The organism is Antarctobacter albus (genome assembly GCF_900101505.1).
Lineage (GTDB): Bacteria > Pseudomonadota > Alphaproteobacteria > Rhodobacterales > Rhodobacteraceae > Antarctobacter > Antarctobacter albus.
The window spans coordinates 194,829-204,297 of the sequence record NZ_FMZI01000008.1 but is presented as its reverse complement, the minus strand read 5'-3'; the positions used below and the strand labels follow the sequence as shown (position 1 = coordinate 204,297).

12 protein-coding genes are annotated in these 9,469 nt (G+C 66.3%); 7 read left to right on the top strand and 5 right to left on the bottom strand.

Going from position 1 to position 9,469, the window contains the following annotated elements; translation table 11 throughout:
• Window positions 1–141: 141 nt before the first annotated feature.
• Complete coding sequence (locus BLQ71_RS15650; RefSeq protein WP_043142122.1) at window positions 142–1,101, top strand: L-malyl-CoA/beta-methylmalyl-CoA lyase; 960 nt, start codon at window positions 142–144, stop codon at window positions 1,099–1,101.
• Window positions 1,102–1,135: 34 nt separating this feature from the next.
• Here the strand turns inward: BLQ71_RS15650 and BLQ71_RS15645 are convergent, their stop codons facing one another.
• Window positions 1,136–1,930: a hypothetical protein gene (locus tag BLQ71_RS15645; RefSeq protein WP_074622380.1), complete on the bottom strand. Its 795-nt coding sequence runs from the start codon at window positions 1,928–1,930 to the stop codon at window positions 1,136–1,138.
• 73 nt (window positions 1,931–2,003) lie between these two features.
• Entirely contained in the window at window positions 2,004–2,456 is a 453-nt protein-coding gene (locus tag BLQ71_RS15640; protein WP_074622379.1) for an Lrp/AsnC family transcriptional regulator, read from the bottom strand.
• Window positions 2,457–2,528: 72 nt separating this feature from the next.
• Here BLQ71_RS15640 and BLQ71_RS15635 point away from each other — a divergent pair, with 72 nt between their 5' ends.
• Window positions 2,529–3,122, top strand: coding sequence for a LysE family translocator (locus BLQ71_RS15635; protein WP_074622378.1), 594 nt, complete (start codon window positions 2,529–2,531; stop codon window positions 3,120–3,122).
• 2 nt (window positions 3,123–3,124) lie between these two features.
• Here the strand turns inward: BLQ71_RS15635 and BLQ71_RS15630 are convergent, their stop codons facing one another.
• Window positions 3,125–3,982, bottom strand: a complete 858-nt coding sequence (locus tag BLQ71_RS15630) for an AraC family transcriptional regulator (protein WP_074622377.1) — start codon at window positions 3,980–3,982, stop codon at window positions 3,125–3,127.
• Window positions 3,983–4,092: 110 nt separating this feature from the next.
• On the opposite strand from BLQ71_RS15630, the gene BLQ71_RS15625 reads away from it, so the two are divergent.
• The 4 genes from BLQ71_RS15625 to BLQ71_RS15610 all read left to right on the top strand — a co-directional run bounded on the left by BLQ71_RS15625 (window position 4,093) and on the right by BLQ71_RS15610 (window position 6,875).
• Window positions 4,093–5,055 carry an acetyl-CoA carboxylase carboxyltransferase subunit alpha gene (locus tag BLQ71_RS15625; RefSeq protein ID WP_043142130.1) on the top strand — a complete coding sequence of 321 codons (963 nt, stop codon included), beginning with the start codon at window positions 4,093–4,095 and terminating at the stop codon, window positions 5,053–5,055.
• A 383-nt stretch (window positions 5,056–5,438) separates the two neighbouring features.
• Window positions 5,439–5,615 carry a hypothetical protein gene (locus tag BLQ71_RS26430; RefSeq protein WP_157923313.1) on the top strand — a complete coding sequence of 59 codons (177 nt, stop codon included), beginning with the start codon at window positions 5,439–5,441 and terminating at the stop codon, window positions 5,613–5,615.
• A gap of 93 nt (window positions 5,616–5,708) precedes the next feature.
• On the top strand, window positions 5,709–6,422 hold the full coding sequence (locus BLQ71_RS15615; protein WP_074622375.1) for a cytochrome c biogenesis CcdA family protein: 714 nt from the start codon (window positions 5,709–5,711) through the stop codon (window positions 6,420–6,422).
• Window positions 6,423–6,461: 39 nt separating this feature from the next.
• On the top strand, window positions 6,462–6,875 hold the full coding sequence (locus BLQ71_RS15610) for a thioredoxin family protein (RefSeq protein WP_043142138.1): 414 nt from the start codon (window positions 6,462–6,464) through the stop codon (window positions 6,873–6,875).
• Window positions 6,876–6,889: 14 nt separating this feature from the next.
• On the opposite strand, the gene BLQ71_RS15605 is transcribed toward BLQ71_RS15610, so the two are convergent.
• Together BLQ71_RS15605 and BLQ71_RS15600 are read right to left on the bottom strand one after the other, a co-directional pair.
• Complete coding sequence (locus tag BLQ71_RS15605; RefSeq protein WP_074622374.1) at window positions 6,890–8,065, bottom strand: cation:proton antiporter; 1,176 nt, start codon at window positions 8,063–8,065, stop codon at window positions 6,890–6,892.
• Between the two features lie 46 nt (window positions 8,066–8,111).
• On the bottom strand, window positions 8,112–8,759 hold the full coding sequence (locus tag BLQ71_RS15600) for a GntR family transcriptional regulator (RefSeq protein WP_043142144.1): 648 nt from the start codon (window positions 8,757–8,759) through the stop codon (window positions 8,112–8,114).
• Between the two features lie 187 nt (window positions 8,760–8,946).
• Here BLQ71_RS15600 and BLQ71_RS15595 point away from each other — a divergent pair, with 187 nt between their 5' ends.
• The gene (locus BLQ71_RS15595) at window positions 8,947–9,462 is read left to right on the top strand and encodes a J domain-containing protein (RefSeq protein ID WP_074622373.1); all 516 of its coding nucleotides are present in this window, start codon (window positions 8,947–8,949) and stop codon (window positions 9,460–9,462) included.
• Window positions 9,463–9,469: the final 7 nt, after the last annotated feature.

Sequence of the window (9,469 nt, the reverse complement as noted above, 5' to 3'; positions counted from 1 at the left end):
GTGACCTGAGCAATTTGCCGAAGAATCGTGCAGCTGATTGGGAATGCCGCTCTGCAGCGAAATTTGCTTGCGGAGGCTCACGCAGTTTTATAACCCGTACACCAAGGTATACGCAATTTTCTGACCGAAAGGCCCTGCCCCATGTCCTTCCGCATCCAGCCTGCCGCCCCGGCCCGCCCCAACCGCTGCCAGTTGTTCGGCCCCGGCTCGCGCCCGGCGATCTTTGAAAAGATGGCAGGATCGGCGGCCGATGTCATCAACCTCGACCTAGAGGACTCGGTGGCCCCCACCGACAAGGACAGCGCCCGCGCCAATGTCATCAAGGCCATCGGCGAGGTCGACTGGGGCAACAAGACCCTGTCGGTCCGGATCAACGGGCTGGACACGCCCTATTGGTACCGCGACGTCGTGGACCTGCTGGAACAGGCGTCCGAGCGGCTCGACCAGATCATGATCCCCAAGGTCGGCTGCGCGGCGGACATCTATGCCGTCGATGCGCTGGTGACGGCGGTGGAACGCGCCAAGGGCCGGACCAAGCCGATCAAGTTCGAGGTCATCATCGAAAGCGCTGCCGGCATCGCCCATGTCGAGGAGATCGCCGCCGCCTCGCCGCGCCTAGAGGCCATGAGCCTCGGCGCCGCCGATTTTGCCGCCTCGATGGGCATGGCGACCACCGGCATCGGTGGCACGCAGGAAAACTACTACATGATCCACGACGGGCAAAAGCATTGGTCAGACCCCTGGCACTGGGCCCAGGCCGCGATCGTGGCCGCCTGCCGTACACATGGCGTTTTGCCCGTGGACGGGCCCTTCGGCGACTTCAGCGATGACGAGGGGTTCCGCGCCCAGGCGCTGCGCTCGGCCACCCTGGGCATGGTCGGCAAATGGGCGATCCACCCGAAACAGGTGGCCCTGTCCAACGAGGTCTTCACCCCCACCGATGAGGCCGTGAACGAAGCGCGTGAGATCCTCGCGGCGATGGAAACGGCCAAGGCAAACGGCGAAGGCGCCACCGTCTACAAGGGCCGTCTTGTCGATATCGCCTCGATCAAGCAGGCCGAGGTGATCGTCCGCCAGGCCGAGATGATCGCCGCCAACTGACCTGACGGGCCGGGCCGGGCCTTCTGGCCCGACCCTACCCTGCCCGGGTCTGACCCGCCTTGCGCAGCCGTTTCAACAGGGCCGTCTTGGCCGCACCCAGCGCCGCATCGTCCAGGTCAGACCGGTTGAGCGCCAATAATTCCGCCGCTGCCTCTGCCGGCTGCACGTTCTGCCGTGCCAGCGGCAACAGTCCACCACGCGACACGCCAAGCCGGTCCAGTGCCACGCCCAGCGGTCCAAGCGGATCGGTGCCGCACGCCTCCAACCGGGTGCAAGATACCTCGGCCTGCCTGCCCAGCCTTTCCGCCACCCTTGCCACGATGGCATCCAGCTCTGCCGCATCACGAAAGCCCTCGGCGAATTGCTCTGGCCCCTCAGTCAGCCGCTGGCTGCGCAGGAGTTGCCAGTAGAGACTTTTCAGCCAGGCCTCTGGCGCGCGGGTTGTGAACCAGACTGACAGCGAAAGGTCCGGCACCTGACGTGCCAGGACCTCGACCATGTGCCCCAGCAGCTCTGGCGCGGTTGCATAGGTGGTGACGGATTTCCGCCCCGGCAACAGACCGCAAAGGTGTTCCGAACTGACAAGCAGCGGGCGCGGATCTTCCGGATCGACGCGCTGCGCGAACCCGGCCACCGCGTCGCGAAACGCCGCAACGCGATTGGCATTGATCCCCACTGAGACACGCCGCGCAGCGAAGTTCAGCGGCTCGATATCATGCGGCAAGACAAGGCGCAGGCGCGGCGCAAGGGTTTCGCGCTGTGCGTCAGCCCCGCGTTGCAGGCTGGTGGTGCCCGTCTTGTGAAAGCCCGGATGGATCAGTACCCGCATGCCCTGCCCCGTTCTGCCCTGATCGTCCTTTCCCTAGCGGGACCCGCCAGAGCGCGACATGCTGCGGGACAGATCAAGCCCGCTCATCCTTGGGCGATCCCATGACGACATAGGACGTCAGCGTGCGGACCTGCGGCAACGCCCCCAGGATGTCGGTATGGAAATGCTTGTAGGCGGCCAGATCCGCCACCTCGACCCGCAACAGATATTCCACCGGCCCGGTGATATTGTGACACTCGCGCACCTGGGACGCCGCCGCCATCGCCTGTTCAAAGGCCAGTTGCGACGGCTTGGTATGCTGGTTCAAGCCGACGGTGATATAGGCGGTAAAGCCGATACCGCGCTTTTCGGCGCTGAGCACCGCGCGATAGCCCCGGATCACCCCGGTCTTTTCCAGCGCCTGCGTGCGGCGCAGGCAGGCCGATGGCGACAGCCCCACCCGTTCGGCCAGGGCCAGGTTGCTCAGCCGCCCGTCGGCGGAAAGCTCTCGCAATATATTTCGGTCAATGGCGTCTATTTCGATCATCAATTGCAGAAATAGACAGAAAGCGCTGCATTTCGCAATAATATCGCGCGCTATCTCCGCAAATATTGCGCCATGACACCTGACCTACTCCTTGCCCTCGCGCTTTTTGCCGCCGCCACCGTGTTCTCTCCCGGTCCGAACAACCTGATGCTGATGACATCGGGGGCGAACTTCGGCCTGCGCCGTACCCTGCCCCACCTGGCGGGTGTCGCCTACGGGTTTCCGCTGATGATCCTGCCGGTGGGACTGGGCGTGATGCAGGTCTTCGAGATCTGGCCCTTTGCCAACACGCTGCTCAAGGTCGTCTCGGTCGTGTACCTGCTTTGGCTGGCATGGAAGATCGCCAACCAGGCAGCACCGGGCGAAGCGGGCAGCAATGCCCGCCCCCTCAGCTTCTTGCAGGCCGCGGCCTTTCAATGGGTCAACCCCAAGGCCTGGTCGATGGCCCTGGGCGCGATCACGCTCTATGCTGCCAGCCGCGACCTTGTCGCCGTGGCCTGGGTCTCCGGCACCTACGCCGTGATCGGCACCGCCTCGGCCGTGACTTGGACGGTGCTTGGCACAGGTCTGCGCCGCTGGCTGGATCACCCCGGACGGCTGCGCCTGTTCAACTGGAGCATGGCAGCGATCCTGCTGGCCGCGATGGTGCCGGTGCTGTTCGGCTGACGTCAGCCCAGCAGGGGCACATGGATTTCGGTCAGCAGCGCCTCGGGCGGCGTATCGGTGGGATCGTTCAAATAGACCTCGAAGGACGGGCTGTCAGCGGGCATTCGGCCGGAGTCGGGCAGCGCCACGCCATAGGCATGGTCCCAGGCCGCCGGCAGACCCGCATAAGCCCCCTTGAAGGTCAGAACGAGGTGATCGCCGTCCGGCAGGGGAATGTCCTGCAGGTCCTCGGGCATGGCAAAATCCTGCTCTACCAGGATGCCCGCGGCGCTGCGCAGGTCCGGCTCTGGCGTGTCCGCGGGCGAGTCGTAGTAGATGGCGGCCATACCGCGCGCCTGTGGCCACAGCCCCCTGGCAGAGAAAATCGCCGCCAGTTCGGTAAAGGCGCGGGCGATCTGGTGATAGTCGCCCTTATGCGGTAGCGCCGCCAGACGCGCGGGCGCGCAGTTGCGGATTTCGACAGGATACATGGCGGGGTCTCCTTTGCGCAGGGTCAGGGTCATGCGATCAGCCTGTCCGGCGGCGCGGAAGGCCAGCGGCGTGATGCCGTAGTGCGCCTTGAAGGCGCGGTTGAAGCTCTGGGCATTGGCATAGCCCACGCGGGCGGCGATCACCTCCACCGGATCACCCCCCTGCACCAGCCATTTGCCAGCGCGGTGCAGGCGCAGCCGACGCACGGCCTGCGCCACGGTTTCGCCGGTCATCGCGGCGTAGACCCGGTGAAAGTGAAACCGCGACATCGCCGCCACATCCGCCAGCGCGTCCAGCGAAAGGTCGCCGTCGGGCCTGTCGACGATATGGCGCATGACCCTGCGGATGCGGGCCTCATATGTGGCAGCGGGGTGGTCCTGTCGGGTCATCACGGGTGTCCTCTGTCTGCCGGGACCCTAGACCGGCCCGCTGCGACAAATCTTGCTTTATTGCATCCCGCGCGCGGCGAGGCCATATAGCGCCCTGCAAGGAGACCCGGATGACTCATTACCTCGACTTCGAAAAACCCCTGGCCGAAATCGAAGGCAAGGCCGAAGAGCTGCGCCGCATGGCGCGTGACAACGAGGAAATGGACGTGGCGGCAGAGGCTGCCGCGCTCGACCGCAAGGCCGAGACACTGCTCAAGGATCTCTATGCCAAGCTGACGCCCTGGCGGAAATGCCAGGTCGCCCGTCACCCCGACCGGCCGCATTGCAAGGACTATGTCGAGGCGCTGTTCACGGAGTTCACGCCGCTGGCCGGCGACCGCGGCTTTGCCGACGACCACGCGGTCATGGGCGGCCTGGCCCGTCTGGACGATCGTCCGGTGGTCGTGATCGGCCATGAAAAGGGCAACGACACCAGTTCGCGGATCACCCGCAACTTTGGCATGGCCCGGCCCGAGGGCTATCGCAAGGCGATGCGCCTGATGGAGATGGCCGACAAGTTCGGCCTGCCGGTGGTCACGCTGATCGACACGCCCGGCGCCTACCCCGGCAAGGGGGCCGAGGAACGCGGCCAGTCCGAGGCCATCGCCCGGTCGACCGAGAAATGCCTGCAGATCGGCGTGCCGCTGGTCTCCGTCGTGATCGGCGAAGGTGGATCCGGCGGTGCTGTGGCCTTTGCCACCGCCAACCGGGTCGCGATGCTGGAACACGCGGTCTACTCGGTGATCTCGCCCGAGGGCTGTGCCTCGATCCTGTGGAAGGATTCCGACAAGATGCGCGAAGCCGCCGAGGCCCTGCGCCTGACAGCGCAGGATCTCTACCAGCTTGGCGTCTGCGACCGGGTGATCCCCGAACCGCTGGGCGGCGCGCACCGCGACAGCGAGGCCTCCATCGCCGCCGTGCGCAGCGCGATCGGCGGCCTTTTGGGCGATCTCGACGGCATGTCGCGCGAAGACCTGATCCGCGCCCGCCGCGACAAGTTCCTGAACATGGGGTCCAAGGGCCTGGCGGCCTGAACCTCAGCCTTTGCCGTTGCCCTGGGAATTGCAGCCGCGGCGCCTGTTTCTGCGCAAAGCTGTCTTCAGGGCTACAACGTCGACCCGGCCAAATCGCTGCCCGCGACTCCGGTCCCCGGCCTGTACAGCGGCTGGAGTTGCGTTGCCGCCGAACGCTATCGCGAGGCGCTGTTCGTCGACAACGAGAGCCGCATCAAGGCCGCCGACTTCCAGAGCCTGAGCGCCTGGCAGGCCCAGCGCGCGGTGCTGGCCGACAAGTTGGCCCGGACCGAGACGCGGTTGGCGCGACGCTGACGCTCTATGGTTGTCCCGCGGCCCTGACGGGTGCGGGCGGGGTCTCCTGCGTCGGCGGACTGGCGGTGGCGGGCGTCGGCCAGCTCTATTTGGTGCTCACCACAGGCGGCTCGGCCGAGATCGCTCTGGACGCGCTGAACGACACGCAGGAGCTTCTGGAAGGGCATGACAGCATGCCCGCGGCGGAACTCGATGCCGCGCTGCGCAGCTTTGAGACGGAATTCGAAACGCTCTGCAGCCTCGTCCGCCAGAACTGCCTGCGCTGAGCGCGGCCCCGAAACAATTTGCACGCGCTCGTGACGATGCGTCAGGGTTTTGTCGGGTGACATGGGCGCCTGCGTCCCGGCACTATCCTTGGTATGGAGCTGCTATTCGCATACGGGGCCGGGCTGCTGACCCTGATCAATCCCTGCGTGGTGCCGGTGCTGCCTATCGTCATCGCCACCGCCCTGCAGGCCAGCCGAGTCGGCCCGCTGGTCATGGCGGCAGGGCTCAGCCTGTCCTTCGTGGTGCTGGGCGTCGGGGTCACGGCCTTTGGCCATGCGCTGGGAATCGGCGTCGACACGGTGTCCCGGTTTGGCGCCGTGCTGATGGTATTCTTCGGCCTGGCGCTGTTGCTGCCGCAGGCGGCAGGCGTGCTTGAGACGGCCACCGCCGGCTTGTCGGCCCGTGCCGATGCGCAGATGGACCAAATTGACCGGGGCGCATTGCGCGGGCAATTCCTGGGCGGGGTTCTGCTGGGCGCCGTCTGGAGCCCCTGCATCGGCCCGACGCTGGGCGGTGCCATTTCCCTGGCCAGCCAGGGGCAGAATCTTGGCTGGGCCGCGCTGATCATGCTGTGCTTTGCGCTTGGCGTCTCGACCCTGATCCTGGGACTGGCCTATGGCACGCGCGGCGCGGTCGGCCGCTACAACAGCCAGTTGCGCGCCCTTGCGGTCCGTGCGCGCCCGATCCTGGGCGCGACCTTCGTGGCCGTGGGGCTGGCGCTTTTCTTCAACCTTCATCACCTGGTCGAGGCCTGGCTCATCGGCGTCTTGCCGCCCTGGTTGATCGACCTTTCCGTTTCCCTCTGACCCAAACCCCAAGACACGGACCCACAAAGGAGCCTTCTCATGGATCGCCGCCGCTTTCTGACCCTGACCACCGGAACGGCCCTCGCCCTGCCCCTTGCCGCCCGTGCGGCACCGCTGGCCTACAAGCCCGGCCTCGTGACCACGCACCTGGACAAGGGCGAGACCGTCTTTCTGGATTTCAAGGCCAGCTGGTGTTCGACCTGCGCCGCGCAGGAACGTGTCATCAATGCCCTGAAGTCGGAAAACCCGGACTACGAGGCGCAGATCACTTTCATCGACGTGGATTGGGATGAACATGGCCGCTCTGAACTGGCCCGCTCGCTGAAAATCCCGCGTCGGTCCACGCTGGTTGTCCTGAAGGGGCAGGCGGAACTGGGGCGGATCGTCGCGCAGACCTCGCGCGCGTCGATCAAGGGGCTGATGGACACCGCCCTGACCGCGGCGATGGCCTGAAGCCGGGCGGGGCCTCAGGCCCCGCCATCCGCCTTGCGCACAGCGCGCACGGCCAAGAGCGTGACCACCGGGCCGATCAGTTCGAAGACCACGGTGGTTCCGATGGTCAGGGTCAGCAGGATGTCCCCGACCGCCGGCATTTCTGCCGTGGCGACCAGGGCCATGCCCACCGCGACACCGGCCTGCGGCAGCAACGCCGGGCCGATCCAGCGGCGTTCCGGGCCTGTCAGCCCGCCGAACAGGCCGCCCAGCCATCCCCCGGCAACGCGTCCGAGGATCCGCAGGATCACATAGCCCAACCCGATCCAGCCAACGGCAGAGAGTGCATCCAGCTGCATCGACGCCCCGGCCAGCAGGAAAAAGAGGATCAGGAAAGGGCGCTCGACCATCTCGATCTCGTGGAAGGCGCGTTCGTGGTGCTGCGCACGGTTGGCAATCACCGCCCCCGCCGCCATGCCCGCCAGCAGAAACGACACCTCCAGCCAGAGCGCCAGCCCGGCGGTCAGGAAGACAAGACCCAGCGCCTCGATCCGCGTCGGCTCGCCCGGGCGCAAGCGCCCGGTCAGAACGGCACCGGGCAGGCCGATGACCAGGCCAAGCACCAGCGCGCCGCCAACCTCCCAGAGGGCGACGAGCAACAACCCGGGATCAAAATCACCAATGGCGACGGCCTGCGCGGCCACCACCGCCAGGGCAAAGACCATCATCCCCCAGGCGTCGTCTATGGCGACGATGCCGCGCAAGGTATCGGCAAAATCGCCCTCGCCCCCGGCCTCGCGCAGGGTTTCCTGCGTGGCCGCCGGGTCGGTCGCCGTGGCCACTGCGCCGATCAGGATTGCCAGCTCTGGCGGCAGACCCGCCAGCCAGAGGCCCGCGGCCACGACCACCATCGTCGCCAGCACCACCGCAACGGAGACCGTCAGGATCGCCCGCCCGTGCGCCGCCACCTTGTCGCGGCGCAACGACGACCCCAGCAGAAAGGCCACCATCGTCAGGGCCACGATCGACAGCGGTTCGTACCAGAGAATCGCCGCCTCCGGCAGCAGCGCCAATCCGGACGACCCGATCAGCACGCCGATGACCAACAGCAAGGTCACGCCGGGCACGCGCGTCCGCCTGCCGAGTGCGTCCGCCGCAAGCCCCGCCAGGAACAAGACGCCCAGCGCGATGAAGACCGGTCCGAATTCCATGAGTCTTTCATGCCGCATCGCGGCAAGCCTGCCAATGGGGCGCGTTTCAGCCCGCCAGCATTCGCAACCCTTGCGTCACGTCCGAGCGTACCGCCAGCCGCAGACCCGGCTCGTCGCCCGCCTTGAGCGCCGCGATGATCAGGCGGTGATATTGTGGCGGTTCCGATCGCCGCAACCGACCGTAAAGCGCCCGCATCGTCGGCCCCAGTTGCAACCAGACGGTTTCCGCCATCGCCAGCATCGCTGGCGCCTGGGCCCGCAGGTAAAGCGTACGGTGAAACTCCAGGTTGGTGCGGATATAGCCCACCGAATCGCGGTTCGACACGACGTCGGCGATGGTGGCATTGATGGTCTGCAGCCGGTCGATCAGCGCGATATGCGCGCGCGGCAAGGCGCGCGAGGCCAGCTCGACCTCGATCAGGGCACGCAGGGCGGCCAGCTCCTCGATCCGTTCGTTCGACAGTTCGGGCGTGGACACCCGCCCGGACGAGGACATGGTCAGCGCCCCCTCGGCCACCAGACGGTTCACGGCCTCGCGGGCCGGGGTCATCGAGACATCGAATTCCCGGCCGATGCCGCGCAGGGTCAGCGCCTGACCCGGCGCCATCTGCCCGTGCATGATCCGTGTGCGCAGCCCGCGATACACGCGGTCATGGGCGGAGGCGGCGATCTCTGGTTTGGGTGCGGCTTGCATGGCTCTTTTGTGATCACATTTTCGATGCCGGTCAATGGCCCGCAGCCGTCGGTGTGCCCGCGTTAACCCTTGCAGGCGAAACGGGCTACACGGCGGATGTGAATCAAAGTTATCTTCAATTTAAGATTTTTCCGACGGTTCCGGGGGCGGGCCTTGGACTGTGCCACGCACCGCAAGAGAGTTTGTCATGACCCGTACCGCACCGATGTCCGCCTACAAGACGCTTGGAGTCACCCCCGAGGACGATTTTGCCACCATCCGGCGGGCATGGATCAGGCTGGTCAAGGCGAACCATCCCGATGTCACCGGAGGCGATATCGAGGAAGGTACACGCAAGCTTGCCGAACTGAACAACGCCTATGACGCGCTGCGTTGGCACAATCCCGAAAAATTGCGGATCATGAAAGAGCGTGAGGCGCGGGAGCGGCGCGACGACAAAGGATGGCGTGCGCGTCGGCGCAAGGCGCAGACACAGGGGCCCCACGGCGACAGCGCGCAGGCCGGTCAGCCATCGCAAGCCCCGCGCGAGGCGGCACCGCAGGCCGCCGCACAGCCCCGGCAAGAGCCGCCTCGATACGAACGACGTGAAACACTGTGGGCCAGCTTCGTCTCCGCCCAGGCAAAGGAGCGGTTCCGGGCCGGTCAGCGCCTGTGCACCGCCGCGTCACAGGTCGACCCGCGCAAGATGCTGCGCCGCGCCTAACCGGGCT

What these genes read in the sequence shown, in the direction of transcription:
- BLQ71_RS15650 (WP_043142122.1), top strand. Translation starts at nt 142, where the DNA reads ATGTCCTTCCGCATCCAGCCTGCCGCCCCGGCCCGCCCCAACCGCTGC.
- BLQ71_RS15645 (WP_074622380.1), bottom strand. Translation starts at nt 1,930, where the DNA reads ATGCGGGTACTGATCCATCCGGGCTTTCACAAGACGGGCACCACCAGC.
- BLQ71_RS15640 (WP_074622379.1), bottom strand. Translation starts at nt 2,456, where the DNA reads ATGATCGAAATAGACGCCATTGACCGAAATATATTGCGAGAGCTTTCC.
- BLQ71_RS15635 (WP_074622378.1), top strand. Translation starts at nt 2,529, where the DNA reads ATGACACCTGACCTACTCCTTGCCCTCGCGCTTTTTGCCGCCGCCACC.
- BLQ71_RS15630 (WP_074622377.1), bottom strand. Translation starts at nt 3,982, where the DNA reads ATGACCCGACAGGACCACCCCGCTGCCACATATGAGGCCCGCATCCGC.
- BLQ71_RS15625 (WP_043142130.1), top strand. Translation starts at nt 4,093, where the DNA reads ATGACTCATTACCTCGACTTCGAAAAACCCCTGGCCGAAATCGAAGGC.
- BLQ71_RS15615 (WP_074622375.1), top strand. Translation starts at nt 5,709, where the DNA reads ATGGAGCTGCTATTCGCATACGGGGCCGGGCTGCTGACCCTGATCAAT.
- BLQ71_RS15610 (WP_043142138.1), top strand. Translation starts at nt 6,462, where the DNA reads ATGGATCGCCGCCGCTTTCTGACCCTGACCACCGGAACGGCCCTCGCC.
- BLQ71_RS15605 (WP_074622374.1), bottom strand. Translation starts at nt 8,065, where the DNA reads ATGGAATTCGGACCGGTCTTCATCGCGCTGGGCGTCTTGTTCCTGGCG.
- BLQ71_RS15600 (WP_043142144.1), bottom strand. Translation starts at nt 8,759, where the DNA reads ATGCAAGCCGCACCCAAACCAGAGATCGCCGCCTCCGCCCATGACCGC.
- BLQ71_RS15595 (WP_074622373.1), top strand. Translation starts at nt 8,947, where the DNA reads ATGACCCGTACCGCACCGATGTCCGCCTACAAGACGCTTGGAGTCACC.